Origin of the sequence: Polaribacter sp. BM10, assembly GCF_002005425.1 — a bacterium.
In the GTDB taxonomy this organism is placed as follows: domain Bacteria; phylum Bacteroidota; class Bacteroidia; order Flavobacteriales; family Flavobacteriaceae; genus Polaribacter; species Polaribacter marinaquae.
Genome location: NZ_CP019704.1, coordinates 1,959,908 through 1,986,207, shown reverse-complemented (window position 1 = coordinate 1,986,207; position 26,300 = coordinate 1,959,908). Strand labels below are relative to the sequence as shown.

The 26,300-nt window shown below is 29.9% G+C and carries 19 protein-coding genes; 6 read left to right on the top strand and 13 right to left on the bottom strand.

The window, feature by feature from the left end; all coding sequences use genetic code 11:
- The 3 genes from BXQ17_RS08865 (at position 1) to BXQ17_RS08855 (ending at position 1,898) form a co-directional block, all read left to right on the top strand.
- A complete protein-coding gene (locus BXQ17_RS08865) occupies positions 1–624 on the top strand; it encodes a biopolymer transporter ExbD (protein ID WP_077810299.1) in 624 nt (207 codons plus the stop codon).
- Positions 625–642: 18 nt separating this feature from the next.
- Positions 643–1,110, top strand: a complete 468-nt coding sequence (locus BXQ17_RS08860) for a biopolymer transporter ExbD (RefSeq protein WP_077810298.1) — start codon at positions 643–645, stop codon at positions 1,108–1,110.
- Between the two features lie 110 nt (positions 1,111–1,220).
- Positions 1,221–1,898: a porin family protein gene (locus tag BXQ17_RS08855; RefSeq protein WP_077810297.1), complete on the top strand. Its 678-nt coding sequence runs from the start codon at positions 1,221–1,223 to the stop codon at positions 1,896–1,898.
- Here the strand turns inward: BXQ17_RS08855 and BXQ17_RS08850 are convergent.
- From BXQ17_RS08850 to asnS, 4 genes are read right to left on the bottom strand one after another with little or no spacing between them, the layout of a single operon-like run.
- Positions 1,893–2,495: a hypothetical protein gene (locus BXQ17_RS08850; RefSeq protein WP_254712355.1), complete on the bottom strand. Its 603-nt coding sequence runs from the start codon at positions 2,493–2,495 to the stop codon at positions 1,893–1,895. The two genes, BXQ17_RS08855 and BXQ17_RS08850, sit on opposite strands and share 6 nt — an antisense overlap.
- Positions 2,495–3,952: an RNA polymerase factor sigma-54 gene (rpoN, locus tag BXQ17_RS08845; protein ID WP_077810296.1), complete on the bottom strand. Its 1,458-nt coding sequence runs from the start codon at positions 3,950–3,952 to the stop codon at positions 2,495–2,497. Before rpoN ends, BXQ17_RS08850 begins: the two co-directional genes overlap by 1 nt.
- On the bottom strand, positions 3,952–5,487 hold the full coding sequence (locus tag BXQ17_RS08840; protein ID WP_077810295.1) for a WG repeat-containing protein: 1,536 nt from the start codon (positions 5,485–5,487) through the stop codon (positions 3,952–3,954). The genes rpoN and BXQ17_RS08840 overlap by 1 nt, the downstream gene beginning before the upstream one ends.
- A gap of 9 nt (positions 5,488–5,496) precedes the next feature.
- Positions 5,497–6,930 (bottom strand): asparagine--tRNA ligase, encoded by a 1,434-nt coding sequence (asnS, locus tag BXQ17_RS08835; protein WP_077810294.1) that lies wholly within the window; start codon positions 6,928–6,930, stop codon positions 5,497–5,499.
- A 188-nt stretch (positions 6,931–7,118) separates the two neighbouring features.
- Here asnS and BXQ17_RS08830 point away from each other — a divergent pair, with 188 nt between their 5' ends.
- Positions 7,119–14,609, top strand: coding sequence for a leucine-rich repeat domain-containing protein (locus tag BXQ17_RS08830; RefSeq protein WP_077810293.1), 7,491 nt, complete (start codon positions 7,119–7,121; stop codon positions 14,607–14,609).
- Positions 14,610–14,689: 80 nt separating this feature from the next.
- Here BXQ17_RS08830 and BXQ17_RS08825 read toward each other — a convergent pair whose 3' ends face one another.
- The 7 genes from BXQ17_RS08825 to rplM form a co-directional block, all read right to left on the bottom strand.
- A complete protein-coding gene (locus BXQ17_RS08825) occupies positions 14,690–17,059 on the bottom strand; it encodes an RND family transporter (RefSeq protein ID WP_077810292.1) in 2,370 nt (789 codons plus the stop codon).
- A gap of 94 nt (positions 17,060–17,153) precedes the next feature.
- Entirely contained in the window at positions 17,154–17,708 is a 555-nt protein-coding gene (gene frr / locus BXQ17_RS08820; protein WP_077810291.1) for a ribosome recycling factor, read from the bottom strand.
- A gap of 23 nt (positions 17,709–17,731) precedes the next feature.
- Positions 17,732–18,442: a UMP kinase gene (pyrH, locus tag BXQ17_RS08815; RefSeq protein ID WP_077810290.1), complete on the bottom strand. Its 711-nt coding sequence runs from the start codon at positions 18,440–18,442 to the stop codon at positions 17,732–17,734.
- A 126-nt stretch (positions 18,443–18,568) separates the two neighbouring features.
- On the bottom strand, positions 18,569–19,534 hold the full coding sequence (gene tsf / locus BXQ17_RS08810; RefSeq protein ID WP_077810289.1) for a translation elongation factor Ts: 966 nt from the start codon (positions 19,532–19,534) through the stop codon (positions 18,569–18,571).
- Positions 19,535–19,583: 49 nt separating this feature from the next.
- A complete protein-coding gene (gene rpsB / locus BXQ17_RS08805) occupies positions 19,584–20,348 on the bottom strand; it encodes a 30S ribosomal protein S2 (protein WP_077810288.1) in 765 nt (254 codons plus the stop codon).
- Between the two features lie 151 nt (positions 20,349–20,499).
- The gene (gene rpsI / locus BXQ17_RS08800) at positions 20,500–20,886 is read right to left on the bottom strand and encodes a 30S ribosomal protein S9 (protein ID WP_077810287.1); all 387 of its coding nucleotides are present in this window, start codon (positions 20,884–20,886) and stop codon (positions 20,500–20,502) included.
- The gene (gene rplM / locus BXQ17_RS08795; protein ID WP_077811389.1) at positions 20,886–21,341 is read right to left on the bottom strand and encodes a 50S ribosomal protein L13; all 456 of its coding nucleotides are present in this window, start codon (positions 21,339–21,341) and stop codon (positions 20,886–20,888) included. The genes rpsI and rplM overlap by 1 nt, the downstream gene beginning before the upstream one ends.
- A gap of 243 nt (positions 21,342–21,584) precedes the next feature.
- Between rplM and BXQ17_RS08790 the strand changes: the two genes are divergently transcribed.
- Positions 21,585–24,215: a DUF5916 domain-containing protein gene (locus BXQ17_RS08790; protein WP_077810286.1), complete on the top strand. Its 2,631-nt coding sequence runs from the start codon at positions 21,585–21,587 to the stop codon at positions 24,213–24,215.
- A gap of 1 nt (position 24,216) precedes the next feature.
- Here the strand turns inward: BXQ17_RS08790 and BXQ17_RS08785 are convergent, their stop codons facing one another.
- Positions 24,217–25,173 carry an L-threonylcarbamoyladenylate synthase gene (locus BXQ17_RS08785; protein WP_077810285.1) on the bottom strand — a complete coding sequence of 319 codons (957 nt, stop codon included), beginning with the start codon at positions 25,171–25,173 and terminating at the stop codon, positions 24,217–24,219.
- 119 nt (positions 25,174–25,292) lie between these two features.
- Here BXQ17_RS08785 and BXQ17_RS08780 point away from each other — a divergent pair, with 119 nt between their 5' ends.
- A complete protein-coding gene (locus BXQ17_RS08780; RefSeq protein ID WP_077810284.1) occupies positions 25,293–25,832 on the top strand; it encodes a hypothetical protein in 540 nt (179 codons plus the stop codon).
- Between the two features lie 89 nt (positions 25,833–25,921).
- Here the strand turns inward: BXQ17_RS08780 and BXQ17_RS08775 are convergent, their stop codons facing one another.
- Positions 25,922–26,299: a hypothetical protein gene (locus tag BXQ17_RS08775; protein WP_077810283.1), complete on the bottom strand. Its 378-nt coding sequence runs from the start codon at positions 26,297–26,299 to the stop codon at positions 25,922–25,924.
- Position 26,300 lies beyond the last annotated feature (1 nt).

Sequence of the window (26,300 nt, the reverse complement as noted above, 5' to 3'; positions counted from 1 at the left end):
ATGGCAAGAAGAGAGAATCCAGAAATTAATGCAGGTTCTATGGCAGATATTGCCTTCTTGTTATTAATCTTCTTTTTAGTAACAACAACCATGAATGTAGATTCTGGTGTTTCTAAAAAGTTATCTGAAAAACCACCAGAGGATTACGTTCCGCCAGTTATTAAAGAAAAGAATATTTTCGAGGTTAACATTAATAGAGATAATGATCTTCTTGTTGAAGGAGACAGAATGGAAATTAAAGACCTTAAAGAAGCTGCAATGGCTTTTATTGATAACGGTGGTGGTGAAGGAAAAATCGACGAAGGAGTTAAAACAGGGCCTTGTACTTATTGTAAAGGGGAAAAAAGTGAATCTTCTTCAGATCATCCAAACAAAGCAATTATCTCGGTTCAGAGTGACAGAGGTACAGAATATGGTACTTATTTAAGAGTTCAAAACGAATTAATTAAGGCGTATTCAGAGTTGCGTAACAGATTATCAAAAGAACGTTACGGGATACCTTTTCCAGAGTTAGAAGAGGCTTACAAAGATGACAGAAGTAATACAGAGTTGAAGAAAAAAGTTGAGGATATCAAAAAGAGTTATCCTGAAATTATTTCTGATGCTGAACCTACTTCAAATTAATTTTTAAAATACAACAATATGTCTAAATTCGGAAAAAAGAAAAAAGGAATGCCAGCAGTAAACACTGCAGCTTTACCAGACATCGTTTTTATGTTGTTGTTTTTCTTCATGGTAACTACTACAATGAGAGAAACAGATTTAAAAATAGAGAACCCAAGATTACCTAATGCAACAGAAGTAAAAAAACTAGAGCATAAGAGTCTTGTAAGTACAATTTATGTTGGTAAATCTAAGGATGCAGCTCGACATGGTACTGGTTTTAATAGAATTCAATTAAATGATAAAATTGCAACTGCAGATGATGTACCTGCTTTTATCATTAACGAGAGATCTAAAGTTTCTGAAGCAGAAGTACCATTTATGACTACTTCTATTAAAGCAGATAAAGAATCTAGCGTAGGTACTATTATTGATATTAGATTAAAATTAAGAGATGTAAATGCTCTTAAAATTAGTTATTCAGCATCTCCAGGTGATGGGAACTAAATTTAATATATAAATTTTTAAAAAGGGTAATTCTTAGAATTACCCTTTTTTTGTTTTATATTTAATTAAATGTTTCAAAATAATATTAATTTGAATTCATGAATTATTTTATGAAATTTCCTTTTTTACACATTATAATATTTCTAATTTCTTTTTCTATATATAGTCAAAAGGATTCTTTAAATATTGGTGATTATTATGCTGATGATCAATTGTATTTATCTGTTCATTACAGCCAATTAAGTGAGCAACCATCTACTGTATCTAAAAGTAATTTTTCTTATTCTTTATCTACTGGTTTTATTAAAGATATTTTATTAAACAAAGAAGGTACTTTTTCTTTTGCGGCTGGTATTGGTTATGGATATGACTATTTTAGTCATGAATTAAAAGTAGATGAATTAAATAATGAAACTAGTTTTTCAACTGCATCAGACATAACTAATAATAAATTTAAAGTACATAATTTAGAGTTTCCATTAGAGGTAAGATGGAGAACGTCTACAGCTAAAAAATACAGTTTTTGGCGTATTTATACTGGCCTAAAATTTTTATACAATCTATCTAATAAGTTTGATTATACTGCCTCTAATGCAAGTGAAATATCATTCAAGAATGTAAGTAGTTATAATAATTTACAATATGGCTTGACATTTTCAGCAGGTTATGATGAATTCAATATAAACGTATTTTATGGCTTAACTCCGATTTTTAAAAATGCATCAATTGATGGAGAAGCTATAAACACCAAAGTTCTTAAATTTGGTTTGATTTTTTATTTATTATAATATATTATAAGTTATAAAAGTAGATATAAAGCCCATAAAGAACCCAATATAAACTTCTGAAGGTTTGTGTGCTTTTAAATATAATCTTGCATTAGCAACAATGCCAGCAATTAATATGTTAAGAATTATCACCAATGGGAAATTACTTGAATTATTAATATCAATAATTAAAAAAAATGCAGTAGATATTCCTAAAGAAAGTAAATGGATACTTGTTTTAATTTTAAATATAAACAAGACATACAACAGCATTAATGCACCGCTTGTAGCATAAAATAATAAACTAATATCTCTCATCGCTCCAATATTTGCAATGGTATTTCCTAGTAAATAGAATAATACAATCATCATTGCTACTGGTAATTTTCTCTCTTTAATAGTGTACGCATTGAAGGATTCTATTAGTTTTAATTTTTTAAATAAGATTAAAATTAATAGTGGCACTAAATAAGTCATTACAAAAATTAAACTTAGTAGTGTTAGCTTTAAATTACTTGGGTAACTACTTGGTATAAGTATAAAATATAATAGAACACCAATGGTTGGTACCACGATAGGATGAAATATTACAGATATTATTTTGTAAAATTTTTCCACTAAATTTCTTTTCTCAATCGTGCTACAGGTAAATCTAATTGTTCTCTGTATTTTGCAACTGTTCTTCTTGCAATTGGATATCCTTTTTCTTTAAGAATTCCGGCAAGTTTTTCATCAGTGAGTGGTTTCTTTTTGTTTTCTTCAGCAATAACAGTTTCAAGAATTTTTTTAATTTCTTTAGTAGAAACATCTTCACCTTGATCGTTTTTCATTGATTCAGAAAAGAATTCTTTGATTAATTTTGTTCCGTAAGGTGTAGAAACGTATTTACTATTTGCTACTCTAGAAACCGTAGAAACATCCATATCAATCTTATCAGCAATATCTTTTAAAATCATTGGTTTTAATTTACGCTCATCTCCTGTTAAGAAATATTCGTATTGATAATGCATAATTGTATTCATGGTTACCAACAACGTTTGTTGTCTTTGTCTAATTGCGTCGATAAACCATTTTGCAGCATCTAATTTTTGTTTTATAAAGTAGACTGCATCTTTTTGTGATTTAGATTTTACGGTAGATTCTTGATAACCTTTTAACATGTTGTTATACTCTCTAGAAACATGCAGTTCTGGTGCGTTTCTTGAGTTTAAAGTCAAATCCAACTCTCCGTCTATTAGCTTAATAGAAAAATCTGGTACAATTTGTTCTGCTATTTTATTATTACCAGCATAAGAACTACCAGGTTTAGGGTTTAATTTAGAAATCTCTTTATTAACTTCTTTTAATTCTTCTTCTGAAATATTAAATTTTTCTTGAAGTTTCTTGTAATGTTTTTTTACAAAATGATCAAAAGCATTTTCTAGTATTTCAATAGATAGACTTCTGTATTTTGTTTTATCTTTTGCTTTAAGTTGTATAATAAGACATTCTTTTAGGTCTCTTGCACCAACACCTAATGGATCTAATTTATGAACTACTTTTTTTAAAACTTTGATTACTTTTTCTTCTGTAGTAAAAACGTTTGCGGTAAAAGCTAAATCATCTACAAGATCTATGATTTCTCTTCTTATATAACCGCTATCATCTATACTACCAACTAAAAACTCTGCTATCGCGCGTTCTTCATCATCAAGACTAAAAGTATTCAGTTGATTTTTTAAAGATTGATGAAAGCTTGTACCTGCAGCGTAAGGCACATTCTTATCTTCATCATCTGCAGAATAATTATTAGCTTGTGTTTTATAGTTTGGTATTTCGTCGTCGCTTAAATATTCGTCTATATTAATATCTTCTGCTTCAATTTTTTCTGTACCAGCATCATCATATTCATTAGATAAATCATCATCTAAACTATCTGAATTCTCTTTACCTGTATCTAACGCAGGATTCTCTTCAATTTCTTGTTTTAATCGTTCTTCAAATGCTTGCGTAGGCAATTGAATTAACTTCATCAACTGAATTTGCTGAGGAGATAATTTTTGTAATAATTTATAATTTAGACTTTGTTTTAGCATTATTCTTCTTTTAATTTACCTGAAGAGTAGAAATAATTTTTATTATTATGTTTTATTTTGTTGGTAGCAGAATTTATAGTAATTCTATCTTTAGAATCTTTTATTAGAGTTTTACCAGTTTTATGATCTAGTAAACTATAACTCGAATTTTTAACTAAGATAATCAATTTTACATTTCTATAATAGGTAACGATATCGTATTTAACATCAGCAATTAAATTTCCATCATAAATTAACCCTGCTTTTCCGTTTTTAGTGATTTTGTAAAGTTTTGTAGTAAGGTTTTTACTGTTATTAAAATCTTTTACAGTTATTTTACCATTACTACTGTAGGCTGTATATTTTTTATTCTGCTCGTTATAACCAGAGATAAAATTGTTGTAAACACGAACTCTATCATATTTTGTTGGTACAATTAATTTACCTGTATTAATATTTATTAGACCGTATTTATTGTCTTGTTTTGTCTTTAAATAAATAGAATTACTTAAATAATAATCATTAAAATTGTATTTACTAACATCTGTATTTGTCTTAAACTTTATATTTCTGATAATTTTCTTATCTGAAGATGTTAAAAGATATTGTGTTTTAGATAATTGATGAATTTCTTTGTAAACAGGTTTAATAAGATATTTGTCAAAATAAGAATCATAAACACCCCATAAATTATTTTCTTTAACTGTATATAAGTGGTAATTACTTTTGGTACTTACTTCATCAAATTTTATGGGTATAATAGCTTGTTCATCAAGGTCTATAACTCCTTTTTTGTTGTTTTTAATTACTAAATATTCGTAACTTCTGTAACTACCAAACTTCTTTACTTCTTCATAATTATTTTTAAATAAATTTTTACCATCATTTGTTAAAATTGAAGGAATTCCGTTTTGTGTAACACTAAAATGTTTATTGCTAGAGCTGTAATCTATTTTGTCGTATATAATTGGTAATAAGATCTCTCCATTATCTTTATAAACTCCGTAGGCGTCATTTCTTTTAACCTTAATATTATCATCATAAACAGTTATCCTTTCAAAGTTTCCGTTTAAAACAGGTTTACCATTGTAGTCTACAATTTCATAGTTACTATAGCTTCTACCAAGTATAAAAAACTGTTTGTCTTTCTCAGAAATTATGCTAGAAAATTCAAAAGGAATAATAATTTCTCCTTTTCTATTGATAACTCCATTTTTAGAATAATCTAAACTAGCAACTATTCTGTTTTTAGAAGAACTATATTTATTAATGCTTTTAAACATTGGTCTTACTAAAAGATTACCTTCATAATCTTGTAAACCATACAATTTGGTGCTATTGTTTTTTATAATATAGATTTCATTATCTATGTTACCTGTTAAAAAATGCTCTCCTTTTTTGTAAATATTTTTTACATTTCGTCTACTTCTACTGTAGTTATTATCAGCTTCTGTAGATTCTATTACTGTTTCTTCAACTTCTACGACTTCTTGCGAAAAAGAGATGTTAGAAAAAAGTATACAAGTAATAAAGCTTAAAATAGATAAGTTCTTCATATTTAATCTTTAAAATTCAGCGTTTTGTGGTGTTCTAGGAAACGGAATAACGTCTCTAATATTTCCCATTCCGGTTGTAAATTGAACTAGTCTCTCGAAACCTAATCCAAAACCAGAGTGAACAGCTGTACCAAACTTTCTTAAATCTAAATACCACCAAAGTTCTTTTTCGTCAATGTTCATGGCTTTCATTTTTTCTACTAAAACATCATAACGTTCTTCACGTTGTGCACCACCAACCATTTCACCAATTCCAGGGAAAAGTACATCCATAGCTCTTACGGTTTTTCCGTCTTCATTTAAACGCATATAAAATGCTTTAATATTTGCAGGATAATCAAACAAAATCACTGGACATTTAAAGTGTTTTTCAACTAGATAACGTTCGTGTTCAGATTGTAAATCTGCGCCCCATTCATTAATTGGAAACTGAAATTTTTTCTTTTTATTAGGCTTAGAGTTTCTTAAAATATCGATTGCCTCTGTATAGGATACACGTTTAAAATTGTTATCAGCAACAAACTTTAATTTTTCTAATAAACTCATATCGCTTCTTTGCAATTGAGGTTTTGTTTTTTCTTCTTGTGTAAAACGTTGATCTAAAAAGGCTAAATCTTCTTTACAGTGCTCTAAAACATACGATAAAACAGATTTAATAAAATCTTCGGCAAGATCCATATTGCCGTCTAAATCCATAAAAGCAACTTCTGGTTCAATCATCCAAAATTCTGCCAAATGACGGGTAGTATTAGAATTTTCTGCTCTAAAAGTTGGGCCAAACGTATATACTTTTCCTAACGCCATTGCGTAGGTTTCTGCTTCTAATTGACCAGAAACTGTTAGATTTGTTTCTTTACCAAAAAAGTCTTTAGAATAATCGATTTTACCATCTTCTGTAACAGGTGCTTTGTTATCTTCAAAAGAAGTAACTCTAAACATTTCACCAGCACCTTCTGCATCAGAACCTGTAACAATTGGTGTGTTTACGTAATTAAAACCGTTGTCTTGAAAATATTTATGAACAGCAAAAGATAGTTTAGATCGAACTCTCATTACTGCACTAAACGTATTTGTTCTAACACGTAAATGTGCATTTTCTCTTAAAAATTCGAAACTATGTTTTTTAGGCTGAATAGGATATTCATCTGGATTTGAGTCTCCAAGTATTTCAATTTCAGAAACCTGAATTTCTACAGATTGTCCTTTACCTTGGCTTTCTGCAATAACTCCCTTTATAGATACTGCTGCACCAGTTGTAATTCTTTTTAGTATTTCTTCGGATGTGTTTTCAAAATCTATTACACACTGAATATTATTAATTGTTGAACCGTCATTTAAAGCAATAAAACGATTACTTCTAAAAGTTCTTACCCAACCTTTTATTGTTACCTCTTGTAAAACTTTACCAGATTCTAATAATTCTGCTACGTTATTATTCGTCATCATCTTAATATATATTGTATTCGAAAATTGTCTTTTACTAATAAAGCAAATATACTTTTTTTTGAAGGATTAAGTACAATTATTAGCGTGTAGTTGTTCGTTGTTTTAGCTTTAAAATATACCTACAATTAGGTATTTACATGCTTTTGTTTGATTTATATATTTGATAAAGATTAAAATAACCAAAAATGAGAGGAAAACTACTATTAATTTTCGCGTTTATAAGTATAACTATAAATGCGCAAATTTCACAAACAGAAAGACAAGCATTAATAGATTTTTACAATGCTACAGATGGAGCTAATTGGACGAATAATACCAATTGGAATACAGATATAAATATTACTTCTGATGTTTCTAATTGGTATGGAGTTACAGTAACAGAAATTAATGGTCAAGATTACGTTACGGAAATCAATTTATCGAACAATAATTTAAACGGAAGTTTTTCTAGTTTGGTAAATTTATCAAATATAACCTCCGTAGATTTTTCAGAAAATATGAGTTTTTCAGGTGGTGTAAATTTCGATAATTACGCTGCAACCATTGATAATGTAAAACTTAATAATACTGGTATTACGAGTTTAAAACTTCATAAATATGTAACGCTAAATATCAAAGATGTACCTAATTTAAATTGTGTTGAAGTGCCATCGAGCTCAATTAATAGTTACCATTCTTTATCTATGAATAATTTTGATTTAGGAATTAAAATAACTGATAATTGTAGCGGAGTCTTACCATTAGATGCTACAGAAAAAGCAGCTTTAAAAGCAATATTTAATACTACTAATGGAACTGCATGGTCTTATAATAATTATGGCAGTACAGAAATAGTAGCAAATACGAATCCAGAAGATTTAAGAGGTATTGTAACTAAAGATTTTGGAACAGTTAGAAGAATAACAAAATTATTTTTTCATGGAATGGGTTTAAATGGAGGTTTGCCTGTTGAAATTGGAGATTTTTCAGAATTATTAGAGTTAAAATTAAGTCAAAATCAAATCAGTTCAATTCCAAATGAAATAGGTGGTTTATCTAAATTAAATCATTTAGATGTAAGTATCAACAATACTTTAACTACAATACCAAGTACTGTTGGTGATTTAGTAGAATTAATTTCTTTAAAATTTAATACTACGCAAGTAGATTTACTTCCAACTACAATTGAAAATTTATTGAAATTAGAAATTTTAGAATTAGGCTCTACTAAAATTACTTTATTACCACCTCAAATAGGTAATTTAGCAGAATTAACTAGATTAGTTGCAGCACCTAATAATATAGCAAGTATACCAACAGAATTAGGGCAACTATCAAAACTAACCTACTTAGATTTTTCGAATTGTAAACTTTCTAATACACCTACAGCATTTGCCAATTTAACCAATTTAGAAACTTTATACTTGAATAATAACGAATTACAAGTGGTTGCTGGTTTAGGTGGTTTTACAAAATTGAAACACCTTCGATTACACAATAATAGATTAGGAGAAGACAACCCAAATTTTAATACTGATTTACCCGAAGATTTAAGCGATTTAGTACTACTAGAAGAACTAACATTGTATAGTAATCAGTTAACAAAATTGCCTTCTAATATTGGCGCTTTGCTAAACTTAACATCTTTAAAAATTTATAATAATAGGCTAACGTTTTTACCAAATAGTATTGGTAATCTAACTGACTTAAAAGAGTTGCAGGTTCAGGGTAACGAGTTAACAAGTTTGCCAGCAACAATTGGCGGTTTAACAAATTTAGAGAAGTTGTATTTGTCTCAGAGTAGTAATAGTAATAAAATAGCAACTTTACCAGCAGAAATTGGCGACTTATCAAATTTGAAAGAGTTGTATTTAGAAAATATGCAAACGTATGATTCGTCTACAGGTACTTATACATATTATTTAACAAGTTTGCCAAGTACGATGAATCAGTTAACCAATTTGGAGGTTTTAGAAGCGGAGAATAATGAAATAGGCGGATTGGTTGATTTAACAAATGTGATAAAATTAAAGCGTTTGCAATTAAATAATAATAAGATTGAAGATTTAAAAATAGATGCGCCTGTAATTAATTTTAGCTTATCGTCTAATCCAACCTATCATTTTAATATCAGTAATAACCCTTATTTAAGTTGTGTAGAAGTTCCTACAGCAGAAGTTACAAATTGGGAAACCAGATATGCACAAAGACCCCAGATAGCAGACAACGGAATAGCATTTAGCGATAGTTGTTCAGGCTTTAGAGTTCCACAAAGTGAGCGAGAAGCTTTGGTTGCATTGTATATTGCCACAAACGGAGGAGACAAGGTAGATGCAACAATAGGAGTTACTTGGGTTGGTACAAATTGGAGTTCAGATGCTACAGAATTAACCAATGTAGGTTCTTGGCAAGGAGTAACTACAGAGATTATCAACGGACAGAAACATGTAACTAAAATAGAGTTGATTAGTAATCAATTATCAGGAGTTGTACCAAAAGAAATAGCAGATTTACCAGAGTTAACGTTGCTAAATTTATCATCTGGAAAAATAACTTCAGTAGCTACAGAAATAGGAGGTTTAAGTAAATTAACGCATTTAAATTTATCTTCTAATAGTTTAGAGAGTTTACCTGTAGGAATAGGAGATTTTACTAGTTTAGTAGAGTTGAATTTAAGCTATCAAAGAATAAATACAAATACTTCTCAATACACATCAACTCTAACAACTTTACCAAATGAGATTGGTAACATAGCAACATTAGAAAAGTTAGATTTAAGTTACAATGGATTAACAAGCTTACCATCGGGTATTGGTAATTTTACAAGTTTAAAGGAATTAAGACTAAATAATCAAACCACAAGTCCTGTTAGATATCAACCAACAAATACATTATCTAGTTTACCAGATGAAATCGGAAATATTACTAGTTTAGAAAAATTGTATTTACAGAATAATATTATTGCGAACATTCCGAGTACAATAAATGGTTTAACTAGTTTAAAAGAGTTGCAGTTACAGGGTAACGAATTAACAAGTTTGCCTGCAACAATTGGCGGTTTAACAAATTTAGAGAAGTTGTATTTGTCTCAGAGTAGTAATAGTAATAAAATAGCAACTTTACCAGCAGAAATTGGCGACTTATCAAATTTGAAAGAGTTGTATTTAGAAAATATGCAAACGTATGATTCGTCTACAGGTACTTATACATATTATTTAACAAGTTTGCCAAGTACGATGAATCAGTTAACCAATTTGGAGGTTTTAGAAGCGGAGAATAATGAAATAGGCGGATTGGTTGATTTAACAAATGTGATAAAATTAAAGCGTTTGCAATTAAATAATAATAAGATTACCGATTTAAAAATAGATGCGCCTGTAATTAATTTTAGCTTATCGTCTAATCCAACCTATCATTTTAATATCAGTAATAACCCTTATTTAAGTTGTGTAGAAGTTCCTACAGCAGAAGTTACAAATTGGGAAACCCGATATGCACAAAGACCCCAGATAGCAGACAACGGAATAGCATTTAGCGATAGTTGTTCAGGCTTTAGAGTTCCACAAAGTGAGCGAGAAGCTTTGGTTGCATTGTATATTGCCACAAACGGAGGAGACAAGGTAGATGCAACAACAGGAGTTACTTGGGTTGGTACAAATTGGAGTTCTGATGCTACAGAATTAACCAATGTAGGTTCTTGGCAAGGAGTAACTACAGAGATTATCAACGGACAGAAACACGTAACTAAAATAGAGTTGATTAGTAATCAATTATCAGGAGTTGTACCAAAAGAAATAGCAGATTTACCAGAGTTAACGTTGCTAAATTTATCCTCTGGAAAAATAACTTCAATAGCCACAGAAATAGGAGGTTTAAGTAAATTAACGCATTTAAATTTATCTTCTAATAGTTTAGAGAGCTTACCTGTAGGAATAGGAGATTTTACTAGTTTAGTAGAGTTGAATTTAAGCTATCAAAGAATAAATACAAATACTTCTCAATACACATCAACTCTAACAACTTTACCAAATGAGATTGGTAACATAGCAACATTAGAAAAGTTAGATTTAAGTTACAATGGATTAACAAGCTTACCATCGGGTATTGGTAATTTTACAAGTTTAAAGGAATTAAGACTAAATAATCAAACCACAAGTCCTGTTAGATATCAACCAATAAATACATTATCTAGTTTACCAGATGAAATCGGAAATATTACTAGTTTAGAAAAATTGTATTTACAGAATAATATTATTGCGAACATTCCGAGTACAATAAATGGTTTAACTAGTTTAAAAGAGTTGCAGGTTCAGGGTAACGAGTTAACAAGTTTGCCAGCAACAATTGGCGGTTTAACAAATTTAGAGAAGTTGTATTTGTCTCAGAGTAGTAATAGTAATAAAATAGCAACTTTACCAGCAGAAATTGGCGACTTATCAAATTTGAAAGAGTTGTATTTAGAAAATATGCAAACGTATGATTCGTCTACAGGTACTTATACATATTATTTAACAAGTTTGCCAAGTACGATGAATCAGTTAACCAATTTGGAGGTTTTAGAAGCGGAGAATAATGAAATAGGCGGATTGGTTGATTTAACAAATGTGATAAAATTAAAGCGTTTGCAATTAAATAATAATAAGATTACCGATTTAAAAATAGATGCGCCTGTAATTAATTTTAGCTTATCGTCTAATCCAACCTATCATTTTAATATCAGTAATAACCCTTATTTAAGTTGTGTAGAAGTTCCTACAGCAGAAGTTACAAATTGGGAAACCCGATATGCACAAAGACCCCAGATAGCAGACAATGGAATAGCATTTAGCGATAGTTGTTCAGGCTTTAGAGTTCCACAAAGTGAGCGAGAAGCTTTGGTTGCATTGTATATTGCCACAAACGGAGGAGACAAGGTAGATGCAACAATAGGAGTTACTTGGGTTGGTACAAATTGGAGTTCTGATGCTACAGAATTAACCAATGTAGGTTCTTGGCAAGGAGTAACTACAGAGATTATCAACGGACAGAAACACGTAACTAAAATAGAGTTGATTAGTAATCAATTATCAGGAGTTGTACCAAAAGAAATAGCAGATTTACCAGAGTTAACGTTGCTAAATTTATCCTCTGGAAAAATAACTTCAATAGCCACAGAAATAGGAGGTTTAAGTAAATTAACGCATTTAAATTTATCTTCTAATAGTTTAGAGAGTTTACCTGTAGGAATAGGAGATTTTACTAGTTTAGTAGAGTTGAATTTAAGCTATCAAAGAATAAATACAAATACTTCTCAATACACATCAACTCTAACAACTTTACCAAATGAGATTGGTAACATAGCAACATTAGAAAAGTTAGATTTAAGTTACAATGGATTAACAAGCTTACCATCGGGTATTGGTAATTTTACAAGTTTAAAGGAATTAAGACTAAATAATCAAACCACAAGTCCTGTTAGATATCAACCAACAAATACGTTAAATAGTTTGCCAGATGAAATTGGGAATATTGTTAGTTTAGAGAAATTGTATTTACAGGGTAACGTTTTAGAAAGTTTACCAAGTACAATGACCAATTTAATTTTATTAGAAACATTTAATATTAGTAATAATAGAATATCGGGTTCTATTAATTTAGGTTTATCAGAAGTTTTAAATGACTTTAGAGCAGATTTCAATAATATTTCGGAATTAAAAATTGCCGTTGCACCAACAATTTTTGGAACCAATACAACAAATCCGAGAGCAAATAGATTGAGACTAAATAGAAATGCTTTGGGTTGTGTAGAAGTGCCTAGTGACGAGCTAGTTGCATGGCAATTGTCTAATTACAAAGAAGAAGGCGGTATAATAGATAATGGAGTTGTTTATTCAGATAATTGTAATGCGGTAACCACTAATTCCATTCCAGATCTAGAAAGAGAAGCATTAATTGCTTTATACAACAGTACAAAAGGTATGAATTGGAGAAACGATTTATCTAGTTCTTATAACGGAGTTGTTTGGGAAACAGATTCTAGCTTAAAAAGAAATGTTGGAGCTTGGTTTGGGGTTACAACAGAGGTAATTAATGGACAAAAGCACGTAACAAAGGTTGAATTAAATTCCAATGAATTAGATGGTACCATTCCATCCGTAATTAAAAACTTAATACAATTAAAAGAGTTAGAGCTAAATAGCAATTTTATATCAGAAATACCAACTGAAATTGGAGAATTGGCTAACTTAGAACAGTTAACATTCAATAATCAATATAATTCTAATATTCAAGAATATGTTTTAAATACAATACCGGTAGAAATTAATAATATTTCTTCATTAAAAAGATTGGAGTTAAGTTCTAATCAATTAGAAGGAAATTTAGATTTTTCAAATTTAACTAATTTGATATCTTTAAATGTCTCTGGAAATGAAATTACAGGTTTAAAAATAGGTGTTGCTCCGTCTAATTTTGATAATAGTTATAATTCAGAAGAACAATTTTCTAATACTTTTATTTTTTATAATCAATACTTAAACTGTATTTCAGTTCCAGAGAATACTATTTTAGCCTGGGAAGCAACTTCTTTTGCAAGTCAATATTCAAATATTGTTTGGGGACAAGATTGTAGTGCATATAATAATGTACCAGAAAATGAAATTAAAGCTTTGGTAGATTTATATAATAATTTAGAGGGAGCAAATTGGACTAATAATACCAATTGGAATGGAAATTTAGCAAAAGCGCTTATTAACAATCCATACAATGCTACAAAATGGCAAGGAATAACCACCAAAATTGTTGATGGAGGTAAGCATATTACTAATATTTCTTTGAATAGTAATAAGCTTAAAGGAGAATTACCAGAGAGTATTGGGAATTTAACTAAGTTAACAAATTTACAGATAGGTTCTAATGAAATTTCGGGAGCAATTCCATCTACTTTTGGGAATTTAGCCTCTTTAGAAACTTTATATTTGAACAGCAATAAGATTACAAGTTTACCGACAGAAATGAGTAATATGTTAGCCTTAAAAACGGTATATCTACAAAATAATGAAATTAAGGGTAATTTACCTGATTTTACGAATGCAACCAATTTAACAAGTTTATATATTAGTAGCAATAAATTTCAATTTGGTGATTTTGAAAATGAATTTATAGATTATCAGAATTTACAAACGTTTAGTTATTCTAATCAAGCAAAAGTTGGGGTAGAGGAAACTGTAGATTTTGGTGATGGTTACGATAAAACTCTAGTAGCAATAGTTAGTGGAACTAATAATATGTACCAATGGTATAAAAATGGAAGTCCAATTACAGATGCTACTAGTAAAGAATATGTTATTACAGATGCAACACAACAAGATGCTGGATATTACTTTTGTCTTGTTTCTAATCCTATTATTACAGGATTTAATATAGAAACACAAAGGGTTACTCTTAACTATGATGAAACATTAAGTGTTAATAAAGAGATTGTATTAAGTAATTACATAAAATTATATCCTAATCCTGTTAAAGATGTTTTACAAATTCAAAATATTAATAATGTAAATATTAAAAAAATTGAAGTGTATAATCTTTTAGGTAAAAGGTTACAATTAATTAAAAATCCTATAAATAAAATAAATATTTCTAATTTATCAGAAGGTGTTTACTTATTAAAAATAGATACAGCAAAAGGTAATATTATGAAAAGAATTATGAAAAAGTAAGGAGTTTATTTTTGAGACTAAATAGAAAAACCGGTGGTTTATTAAGTCACCGGTTTTTTATATATAAATAACATTTATAATTATTCTTTATCTTCTTTAGGAGGAAAAATCTTCATTTTAGGTTCTTTAAATACTTTTTTATTGGCAATTTTCTTTTCAAAAGTTAATAAAAGAGATGGTAATAGTAATAAATTAGAAACCATGGCTAAAAGTAACGTTACAGAAACCAAACCACCTAAAGCAATTGTACCTCCAAAACTAGAAAGTGTAAATACTAAAAAGCCAAAAAACAATACAATAGAGGTATAAAACATACTTACACCTGTTTCTCTTAAAGCCGCATAAACAGAGGGTTTAATTTTCCATTTATTGGCAATTAATTCTTGTCTGTATTTTGCTAAAAAGTGAATAGTATCATCAACAGAAATACCAAAAGCAATACTAAAAACTAAAATTGTAGATGGTTTTATAGGGATGTCTAAAAAGCCCATTAAACCTGCAGTAATTAATAAAGGAAGCATGTTTGGTATCAAAGAAATTAAGATCATTTGTGGTGATCTAAACATCCAAGCCATAAATATTGCAATCAGTAAAATAGCTAATGATAAAGAGATTACTAAATTGTTAATTAAGTAATTAGTTCCTTTTATAAAAACCAAAGCCTTACCAGTTAAAGAAACTGTATACTTATCTTCAGGAAATTCTTTTGCGATAACTGCTTTTAATCGTTCTTGAATGATATCCATTTTATCGGTACCAATATCTTTCATAAAAGTTGTAATTCTCGCATATCTACCTGTAGAATCTACAAAGGTTTTAAGCATGCCAGCATCACTGTTAGAGTTTTTTGTGTAAGAAAAAATATAACTTTGTTCTTGATTTGTTGGTAACTGATAATATCTTGGATTTCCCTTATAATAAGCTTGTTTAGAATATTTAACTAAGTTTACTACAGAAATTGGTTTCGATAATTCTGGAAAAGTTTCAATAGTTTCATTTAATTCTTCCATCTTTTTTAAAGTTGAAAGTTTCATGACTCCTTTATCTTTTTTTGTATCAATTAAAATCTCTAAAGGCATGATACCACCAAACTCTTTTTCAAAAAAACGAATGTCTTTATAAAAATCCATTTTCTTAGGCATGTCTTCTATTAAACTACCAGAAACTCGAATTTTATAAACTCCAATTATACCTAAAACGATAACTATAACGGTTGCAAAATAAATTGTAATTCTTTGATTTTTTACCATTTTCTCCATCCAATTTACAACATTCTCAATCCATTTTCTTTCTAAATGGTTCAAGTGTTTTTTCTTAGGAAGTGGCATAAAACTATAGATAATAGGTATTATCAACAGAGCCAAAATAAAGATACTAATTATGTTTACAGAGGCTAGAATACCAAACTCTCTAAGTAAATTACTTTTTACAAAGACAAATGTTGCAAAACCAGAAGCCGTGGTAATGTTTGTCATTAAAGTAGCGTTACCAATTTTAGAAATTACACGCTGTAAAGCTTTTGCTTGCTGGCCGTGTTTTTTTATTTCTTGTTGATATTTGTTGATAAGAAACACCGCATTTGGTACACCAATAACGATAATTAATGGCGGAATTAATGCTGATAAAACAGTAATTTCATATCGAAACAATCCTATAAAACCAAAAGCCCAAATAACACCAATTAGAACTACAAGAAGTGTTATAAATGTTGCTCTAAAAGATCTAAAGAAAAAGAAAAATATTAATGCAGTAATACCTAATGCACCTACTACAAAAAGTAAAATTTCATCTTGAATATTTTGGGCATTTAAGGTTCTAATGTATGGCATACCAGAAACCCTAACATCTAGATTGTTTTCCTCTTCAAATTTTTCTATGGCAGGAATTAAAACATCAAAAATAAAATCTCTTCTTTGAGGTGTGTTTATAATTTCCTTTTTAATATAAATTGCGGTTTGTAAAGTACCTGTTTCTTTGTTGTAAAGTAGGTTGTCGTAAAAAGGAAGCTTTTCAAAAAGTTGTGTTTTTATTGCGTTAACCTCTTCTTTAGTAGTTGGATTTTTTTCGTATAAAGGTTCTAAGATAAACTTTCTCTTTTTTCTATCTGCCTTTAGTTTTTGTACATCGGCAATAGATACTGTAAAATCTATTTCTTCTCTAGCATCAAATTGCTCTACTAATTTATTCCAAGCATTAAATTTTTCTGGTGTAAAAACAGTTGAATCTTTAACGCCTAAGATTACTAAATTACCTTCTTCACCAAAAATTTCTAAGAATTTATTATACTCTAGATTTGCAGCATGATCTTCTGGTAAAAGATTTGCTTCTGTATATGAGAATTTCATATACTTCATTTGAGATGCTAAAAAAGCTGTTATTAGTGCAATTATTAATAAAACCAAGTATCGGTTTCTTAATATCAAACCAGCTGCTTTTGTCCAGAAATTCATTTAAAAAATTTTCTGCAAAGGTAACTAATTTGAAGTTGGGTTTTAACCAAAAAAAAGGTGTTTTTATTAAAAACACCTTTTGAATTAACAGTTCTTAAACTGTCATAATTTCTTTTTCTTTGATTGCTAATTTTTCTTCTGTTATTTTAACATAAGAATCTGTTAGCTTTTGTATATCTGCTTCAGAAGCCTTTTTTAAATCGTCTGAAATATCTGTTTTTTTGATATCGTTGTTTGCATCTTTTCTTGCATTTCTAATACCAATCTTAGCATTTTCTGCTTCTGCTTTTGCTTGTTTTGCTAAGTTTATTCTTCTTTCTTCTGTTAATGGTGGTACGTTAATCATTATTATGTCACCATTATTCATCGGGTTAAATCCTAAATTAGCAATCATAATTGCTTTTTCTATAGGTTGTAACATGTTTTTTTCCCAAGGTTGTATTGCAATAGTTCTAGGGTCTGGTGTACTTACGTTTGCAACTTGCCCTAACGGAGTTTGAGAACCATAATAATCTACCATTACATTACCTAACATTGCAGGTGTAGCTTTACCAGCTCTAATAGTTCTTAATTCTTTTTCTAAATGAGCAATTGCATTATTCATTGCTTCTTTAGTTGTGTCTAATATAAATTCAATTTCTTCGTTCATCTTTCTAAATTTAAAGATTTTTCTTATTGATTATCAACAATAGTACCAATTTTTTCACCTGAAACTAGTTTTAATAAGTTTCCGTTGGTATTCATGTCAAATACAATTATTGGTAATTTATTTTCTTCACTTAACGTAAATGCTGTCATATCCATAACCTTTAAACCTTTCTCAATAACTTCTTTAAAAGTTATTGTGTCAAATTTAATAGCGTCTTTATTCTTTTCTGGATCTTCGTTATAAACACCGTCTACACGAGTTCCTTTTAAAATTGCATCTGCATCAATTTCGATTGCTCTTAAAACAGCTGCTGTATCTGTTGTAAAATATGGGTTACCTGTTCCTGCTCCGAAAATTACAACTCTACCTTTTTCTAAATGTCTAATTGCTCTTCTTTTAATATAAGGTTCTGCAATTTCTTTAATTTCTAGAGCTGTTTGTAGTCTTGTATAAACACCTTCGTCTTCTAAAGCACTTTGTAAAGCTAAACCATTAATACAAGTTGCTAACATACCCATATGGTCTCCTTGTACACGATCCATGCCATTTGCAGCACCAGCAACACCTCTAAAGATATTACCACCTCCAATAACAATTGCTACTTCAATACCTTTTGCTATAACTTCTTTAATTTCTTTAGCATATTCAGAAAGACGTTTTGGATCGATACCGTATTGTCTTTCTCCCATTAATGCTTCGCCACTTAATTTTAAGAGTATTCTTTTATATTGCATAGTTTATTTTAAGAGTTGCGCAAAATTACGGTTTTTTTTTGATTTTCTTTTTTTGAAAATTAAAAAACCTCGTTATCAAATATTTGATAACGAGGTTAGAAAAAAATATGTTTTTTAGAATAGTAATTATCCTAAAGTAACTCTTTTAAAAGTAGATACTTCTACATCACCAAACGTTTTAACGTATTGTGCAACAGTCTTTTTTTCATCTTTAATAAAAGATTGGTCTAAAAGACATTGTTCTGTATCTAAAGTAGTGTTGTCAGAAATAAATCTTTCCATTTTACCTGGTAAAATTCTATCCCAGATTTGTTCTGGTTTTCCTTCTGCTTTTAATTCTGCTTTTGCATCTTCTTCAGCTTTAGCTAAAACTTCATCAGATAATTGAGACATAGAAATAAATTGAGGAACATTTTTTAAAGTTTTTCCTAATCTACCTAACTCGATATTATCTTTTTCGATTACAGCAATTCTAGCTTCAGTTTCTGCAGCTACATAAGCAGGGTCTAAATCTTTGTAAGATAAAGTTGTTGCTCCCATAGATGCAATTTGCATTGCAAGGTCTTTAGATAAAGTTTCTGCGTTATCTACAACAGCAGATAAACCAACTAAAGCAGCAATTTTACCAATGTGAGTATAAGCACCAACATAAGCTGCTTCTACTTTTTCGAAAGCAGTTATTTCTAACTTCTCTCCAATAACACCAGTTTGCTCAACTAATTTATCAGCAACAGTCATTCCACCAAAATCAGCAGCTAAGAAAGATTCTTTGTCTGCGTAATTTAAAGCGATGTCTGCAAATTGACCACCTAAAGCTACAAAAGATTCGTTTTTACCAACAAAATCAGTTTCACAAGCTAATACGATTGCTACACCTTCTGTTTTAGAGTCATTAATTCTAGTTACTGCAACTCCTTCTGTAGATTCTCTATCAGCTCTTTTTGCAGCAATTTTTTGACCTTTTTTACGTAAAATGTTTATTGCTTCGTCAAAGTTTCCTTCTGCTTCTACTAATGCCTTTTTACAGTCCATCATACCAGCTCCAGTTGCTTCTCTTAATTTTTTAACGTCAGCAGCACTTACTTTTACCATGTCACTTTTTTTTTATTTAGAAACTTAAGGTTTCTAATTAGTTATTAAATTATTTTTTTTCTTCTGTAGCAGCTTCTGCTTTTTTAGGAGCTTCTGCTTTTGCTTCTTTTACTTTTTCTTTATCTGCTTTTCTATCAGATAAACCTTCTGCAACTGCATCAGTAACAAAAGATAATACTTTGTCTATAGACTTAGAAGCATCATCGTTTGCAGGAATTACGTAGTCTACTTGTCTTGGATCAGAGTTTGTATCTACCATTGCAAAAATTGGAATGTTTAATTTTTGAGCTTCTGCTACAGCAATGTGCTCTTTTTTGATGTCTACTACAAATAATGCACCAGGTAAACGAGTCATATCAGAGATAGAACCTAAATTCTTTTCTAATTTTTCTCTTTGACGATTAATTTGTAATTTTTCTCTTTTAGATAATGCATCAAAAGAACCATCTGTCTTCATTCTATCAATCTGAGCCATTTTCTTAACAGCTTTTCTAATAGTAACAAAGTTAGTTAACATTCCCCCAGGCCATCTTTCTGTAATATAAGGCATGCTTACAGATTTTGCTTTTTCTGCAACAATATCTTTAGCTTGCTTTTTTGTAGCAACAAATAAAATTTTACGTCCAGAGTTAGCGATCTTTTTTAAAGCTTCTGAAGTTTCTTCTATTTTAGCTGCTGTTTTATACAAATCGATGATGTGAACACCATTTCTTTCTGTATAAATATAAGGAGCCATGTTTGGGTTCCATTTTCTAGTAAGGTGTCCGAAGTGTACACCACTATCTAATAATTCTTGAATGTTTACGTTTGCCATTTTATAAATGTGTTTACTTTCTGTTTTGAAATCAATATATAAGTAGTCTTACGAGTCTTATATATTTAGATACTAAACTGTTTAATATTAATTGTTTGTAATAATAACAGTTCTCGATAAAATATAGTGCAAAATAAATTTTGCAAATATATTAACGTTTCGAGAATTGGAATTTTTTACGTGCTTTCTTCTGACCAAATTTCTTACGTTCAACCATTCTTGGGTCACGCGTTAATAATCCTTCTGGTTTTAAGACAGCTCTATGGTCTGCATCAATAGAAACTAAAGCTCTAGTGATTGCTAAACGAATAGCTTCTGCTTGTCCTGTAATACCACCACCATATACGTTAACCTTAATATCGTAAGATTCTAAGTTTTCTGTTAACATTAAAGGTTGTTGTACTTTATACTGTAAAGTACCAGTAGTAAAATAACTTTTATAGTCTTTCTTGTTTACAGTAATGTTACCTTTACCTTCTGTAAGATAAATACGAGCAACAGCTGTTTTTCTTCTACCTATTTTGTGAACTGTATCCATTATTTAAGATCGTTTAGGTTAATAGCTTTAGGTTCTTGACCTGCTTGTTTGTGCTCTGTACCTGCATATACATACAAGTTTCTGTATAAAGCGCTACCCAAAGTATTTTTTGGTAACATCCCTTTAACTGCTTTTTCGATTAATCTTGTAGGATCTTTCTCAAACATTTCTGTTGCAGTTAACGATCTTTGTCCTCCTGGGTAACCTGTGTGACGAATATAAGATTTGTCTCTCCACTTGTTTCCAGTAAGGTTAATTTTTTCTGCGTTGATAATAACCACGTTGTCTCCACAATCTACGTGAGGAGTAAAGTTTGGCTTGTATTTACCTCTAATTAGCTTAGCTACTTTAGAAGCTAGACGACCCAACGTTTGCCCGTCCGCATCAACTAAAACCCACTCCTTGTTTACGGTAGCGCTGTTTGCTGATACTGTTTTGTAACTTAATGTGTTCATAATTACACTATTAGTTTTTGTCAATTATTAATAATATTTATTTTCCTTAAAAAAGGAGTGCAAATGTAATGCTATTTATTTAATTGACAAATAGAGTTTTAGATTATTTTTTTCGAGACTAATTTACTGTTTTTAAAGTTTTTAAAATTAACAGAATCTTAAGAAAACTTTACCATATTAGTAAGGTACTTTTGCAAAATCAAAAAAACAGTCTTTTTTGATGAAAAATCAACCCAAAATTACATGAAGTTTTTAATTACATTATTAACTGTTTTTTCTGCATTTTGCCTTTATGCACAAGAAGCCTCTCAAACTAAAGTACCTAAGAGAATTTATACTACAAAAAAACTAAAAAAAGTACCTATTATAGATGGTGATGTTTCTGATGATGCATGGAATGTAGTAGAATGGTCTTCTGATTTTGTAGAAAAATCTCCAGATGAAGGTACACCACCTGCGCACCAAACAATGTTTAAAGTTATGTACGATGCAAAGTATTTGTACATCGCATTAAGAGCTTTAGATGCAAATCCAGAATTAATTCAACAAAGATTAAGTAGAAGAGATGGTTTTGCAGGAGATAGAATAAATGTAATTATAGATAGTTATCACGATAAAAGAACTGCTTTTGTTTTTACTACAACTGCTGCAGGAGTTAAAGGAGAAGAGATTGCTACAGGTAACGGTGATAATTTTGATGAAAGTTGGAACCCTATTTGGTATACAGATGCACAAGTAGATGATAAAGGATGGACTGCAGAAATGAAGATCCCATTTAGTCAATTACGTTTTGGTAATGCAAAAGAACAAATTTGGGGTTTTAATGTTAATAGAACTATTTTTAGGTTACAAGAAAGATCTTTATGGCAAAGAATACCTAACGATCAAGCTGGTTTTATTAGTGAGGCCGGAGAGTTACATGGTTTAAACGATTTGGTGTCTCAAAAACAACTAGAGGTGCAGCCGTTTACTGTTTTGCAATACGATAATTACCCTGCAGAACCAAATAACCCTTACAGAGATGGAAGTGATTTTAAATTAAATGCAGGTTTAGATGCTAAAATCGGAATTACAAACGATTTAACTTTAGACCTTACTATTAATCCTGATTTTGGACAAGTAGAAGCAGATCCAGGTGCTATTGCTTTAGACGGATTTCAAATATTTTTTAGAGAACAAAGACCCTTTTTTGTAGAGAATAAAAATATTTTTGACTTTAGATTTGCAAATGGTAGAGACAATCTTTTTTACAGCAGAAGAATTGGTAGAAATCCACACAGAGGAGCCAATTTACAAGCGGGAGAATTTGCAGATGTTCCGCAAAATTCAACAATTTTAGGAGCAGCTAAGTTTTCTGGTAAAACACAAAATGGATGGTCTATTGGTGTTTTAGAGAGTGTTACTGCTAATGAATTTGCAGAAATAAGACAAGTAAACGGTAATACTAGAGAAGAAATAGTAGAGCCTTTAACAAATTACTTTGTTACAAGAGTTCAGAAGGATTTTAATGAAAGAAATTCTTACATAGGTGGTATTGCAACAGCTACAAATAGAAATTTAGATGGTAATTTTAATGAGTTGCATAAATCTGCCTATACAGCAGGTGTAGATTTTAGACACACTTGGCAAGATAGAGAGTTCTATGTAGAAGGAAATAGTATTTTAAGTCGTGTTAACGGTAGTAAAGAAGCAATTTCTAATACTCAACAATCGATTGCTAGATTATTTCAAAGAGTAGATGCAGATTATGTTAATTTAGATGAAAATAGAACATCTTTAACAGGTACAGGTGGTAGAGTAGAGGCAGGTAAGCAAGGTGGTGGTAATTGGCGTTATAATGCTGGTTTTGTATGGCGTTCTCCGGAATTAGAATTGAATGATGTTGGCTTTTTAAGACAAACCGATGAGATGATTCAATTTACAGAAGCAAGATATTTATGGCAGGTTCCGACAGATATTTATAGAAATATGAATTTACGTTTAGAGCAATCTACAAGTTACGATTTTGGAGGTAATTTAAATCGATTTAGATATGAATTACAAGGAGACATCAGTTGGATAAACAATTGGTCTACAAGCGGTGGATTTGGATCTAGTAGTAACATCCATAGAAATGCTTTTTTAAGAGGTGGTCCGCGTTGGCGTGCAGCAGATGATATTTTTTATTATGCTTCAATAAATTCTGATAGAAGTAAGAAATTTAGTTTTAGAGTTAGTTACCTTAAAATAAAAAGTGAAGAAGATGTTTTTAATAGAAATAGGTATACATTTAGAATTAATTATCAACCTTTTGATTCTTTTAGCATGTCTTTAGATAATTCTTTAAGTAAAACACAAGATAGAACACAATATGTTACTACTGCCGATTTTGGTAATTTAAAACGATACATTTTAGGTAATATTAAAAATGATACTTGGTCTTCTACTTTGCGATTAAATTATAGTTTAAATCCTAATTTTTCTGTTCAATTTTATGGACAACCTTATATTTCTAGAGGTAGATATTCTAACTTTAATTATGTAAATAATTCTGTAGCAAGTTCTATAAATGATCGTGTTAATTTTTATACTGAGAATCAAATATCTAAAACCACAACAAATTCTGGTAGCAGCATTTATACCATTGATGAAAACTTAGATAATGACACGTATTCGTTTTCGAATCCAGATTTTTCGTTTGTACAATTACAAACAAACTTAGTATTAAGATGGGAGTATATACCTGGTTCGGAACTATTTTTAGTTTGGGCTAGAGGTTCTACTGGTTCTCAAAATATAAATGACTCTTTAACTGATAGTGTAAGCAATCAAATTTTTGATGTTCCTGCAAATGATACTTTTCTATTAAAAGCAACGTATAGGTTTGTGAGATAAATTATTTAAATGTAGCGCGTTGTAATCTATCATTTATAGATTTTCCTAAGCCATTATTAGGAAAACGCTCTGCAATTATAATATCTAAATTTTGGCTATCTAAAGTGTGCATGGCGTTGTATAAGTTAGTAGCAGCTTCTTGCATAGAATTGTTTTTAGAAAGAATAATTTCTGTTATCTCGTTATTATTTACAGAGGAATTAAATACTAAAACTCCGATTTTTTTATCGTTATGTTTTTGTATCTCAGAAGCAACATCATCAACTAAATATGTTGTAGTTTTTGGTGCGTAATGTCTTGCCAACATTCCAGGAGCATCAGGTTTAACTTCTTTCTTGTTTAAAATTGTAATTTTACCAACAACAGCTTCTATTTCTTCTAAAGCCAAAGCACCTAATCGGTAAATAATTGGCTCGTTGTTGTTAAAACCAATAATAGTAGATTCTATTCCGTTAGCACAAGATCCGCCATCTAAAACCTGAGAAATTTCATTGTTAAAATAACTTTCTACATGTTCTGGTTTAGTAGGGCTAATACTACCAAAAGGATTTGCACTTGGCGCTGCCAAAGGAAAATCGATACTATTTAAAAGTTCTAATGTTACCGGATGATTTGGTATACGAACAGCAACAGTGTCTTTACCGGCTGTAATTAAATCAGGAATATTTTTATTCTTTTTTAAAACTAAAGTCATAGAACCTGGCCAAAAAGCATCTGCTAATAATTTTGCTTTCTCTGGAATATCAACAACAATATCTTTTAGCGCTTCCTTAGAAGGGATATGTACAATTAACGGATTAAAGAAGGGTCTTTTTTTAGTAGAAAAGATACTTTTAATAGCTTTCTCACTAAAAATATTTCCTGCCAATCCATAAACTGTTTCTGTAGGTATTGCTACTAACTTCTCATCAGTTAATAATTGCGCTGCTTTTTGTATGTCTTTAGATATTATGCTCATAATTGATTGCAAAATTACATATAAAATTCATTTATTGAAATAAGGGAAATTAACTTTTAATTGGTTGGTGTAAAACGGAATAGTTATTGATGGCTTAAATCTCAAAAAAAGATAGCCAAATGAAAAGAACACTACTTTCAATTTTAGCACTTACAGTATTTCAAATAACCTTCTCTCAAGAAAAATTAGGACGACCTTTTTTTACTGCAGATTTAAACTTTACACTAGGCATAAATGAAGATTATGAAATAGGGAATGATGATGATAACGGCCCACTTATTGTGCCTTCTGCTTTCTTTTTTAGAGTTGGTTTTGGTTACGAGTTTAAAAAAAGAGTAGCTGTTGCTTTAAATGGTGGTTACGATTTTCATTTTAATTATGCTGTAGATGCTTTTCCAGCTTATGGTAGTTTAAGGTATAATATTACAGAAAAAGAAAATAACAATCATTTTGTAGAAGTTAGGTATGGTAAAATGTGGACACCTTCTTCTAGGTATTCAGATGGGAATTATTATGGTTTAGGTGTCGGAATTCAAGTTTCCGGAGAAAAAAGATGGAACACTGTTTTTAGAATCGATTTTCATAGAAAAGGTATCTACGGGTTTAAAAATAACCGATTGGATAGTGTTTCTTTTGGTTTCGGATTTTCGTTTTTTTAGAAAATATTTCAAGCTAAACATGTGTCTTCTAACTGTTAGTTATTTTGTTTTATATAGCTGTTACTTTTGTTGAAAATCTTATCTGATTTTTAAGTAGCAGAAGGACAAAAAAGCAAATCTGTAGGTGTGTCTACATCATATAAATATTGATGAGCTCTTGTGTCTTTTTTGCAAAAAGGTTCTATTAAAGATGTCATTTTAATAAAACTATCTAAAGTTAAAATACAGAAAAAAGTTTCATTGTCTTTGGTTAAAATTCCTTCATCAGATTTAAACAAACCAAAAATTAAATTGCAATTTCTTGGTTCAATAAAATCTATTTCAGCTAAATTTAATTTCTGTTTTTTATTGATGACAATTTCCTCCAATAAATTCTTAAATTTAAGGGCTTCTGTTTTGTCAAAATTATATAATCGAACTAAATTTTCATCAAGTCCGTTGTAGTTTTCTATGTAGTCTAATTTCATT

Excerpts from the sequence above, each read along its gene's own strand:
- BXQ17_RS08865 (WP_077810299.1), top strand. The coding sequence starts at position 1 with ATGGCAAGAAGAGAGAATCCAGAAATTAATGCAGGTTCTATGGCAGAT.
- BXQ17_RS08860 (WP_077810298.1), top strand. The coding sequence starts at position 643 with ATGTCTAAATTCGGAAAAAAGAAAAAAGGAATGCCAGCAGTAAACACT.
- BXQ17_RS08855 (WP_077810297.1), top strand. The coding sequence starts at position 1,221 with ATGAAATTTCCTTTTTTACACATTATAATATTTCTAATTTCTTTTTCT.
- rpoN (WP_077810296.1), bottom strand. The coding sequence starts at position 3,952 with ATGCTAAAACAAAGTCTAAATTATAAATTATTACAAAAATTATCTCCT.
- BXQ17_RS08840 (WP_077810295.1), bottom strand. The coding sequence starts at position 5,487 with ATGAAGAACTTATCTATTTTAAGCTTTATTACTTGTATACTTTTTTCT.
- asnS (WP_077810294.1), bottom strand. The coding sequence starts at position 6,930 with ATGACGAATAATAACGTAGCAGAATTATTAGAATCTGGTAAAGTTTTA.
- BXQ17_RS08830 (WP_077810293.1), top strand. The coding sequence starts at position 7,119 with ATGAGAGGAAAACTACTATTAATTTTCGCGTTTATAAGTATAACTATA.
- BXQ17_RS08825 (WP_077810292.1), bottom strand. The coding sequence starts at position 17,059 with ATGAATTTCTGGACAAAAGCAGCTGGTTTGATATTAAGAAACCGATAC.
- frr (WP_077810291.1), bottom strand. The coding sequence starts at position 17,708 with ATGAACGAAGAAATTGAATTTATATTAGACACAACTAAAGAAGCAATG.
- pyrH (WP_077810290.1), bottom strand. The coding sequence starts at position 18,442 with ATGCAATATAAAAGAATACTCTTAAAATTAAGTGGCGAAGCATTAATG.
- tsf (WP_077810289.1), bottom strand. The coding sequence starts at position 19,534 with ATGGTAAAAGTAAGTGCTGCTGACGTTAAAAAATTAAGAGAAGCAACT.
- rpsB (WP_077810288.1), bottom strand. The coding sequence starts at position 20,348 with ATGGCAAACGTAAACATTCAAGAATTATTAGATAGTGGTGTACACTTC.
- rpsI (WP_077810287.1), bottom strand. The coding sequence starts at position 20,886 with ATGGATACAGTTCACAAAATAGGTAGAAGAAAAACAGCTGTTGCTCGT.
- rplM (WP_077811389.1), bottom strand. The coding sequence starts at position 21,341 with ATGAACACATTAAGTTACAAAACAGTATCAGCAAACAGCGCTACCGTA.
- BXQ17_RS08790 (WP_077810286.1), top strand. The coding sequence starts at position 21,585 with ATGAAGTTTTTAATTACATTATTAACTGTTTTTTCTGCATTTTGCCTT.
- BXQ17_RS08785 (WP_077810285.1), bottom strand. The coding sequence starts at position 25,173 with ATGAGCATAATATCTAAAGACATACAAAAAGCAGCGCAATTATTAACT.
- BXQ17_RS08780 (WP_077810284.1), top strand. The coding sequence starts at position 25,293 with ATGAAAAGAACACTACTTTCAATTTTAGCACTTACAGTATTTCAAATA.
- BXQ17_RS08775 (WP_077810283.1), bottom strand. The coding sequence starts at position 26,299 with ATGAAATTAGACTACATAGAAAACTACAACGGACTTGATGAAAATTTA.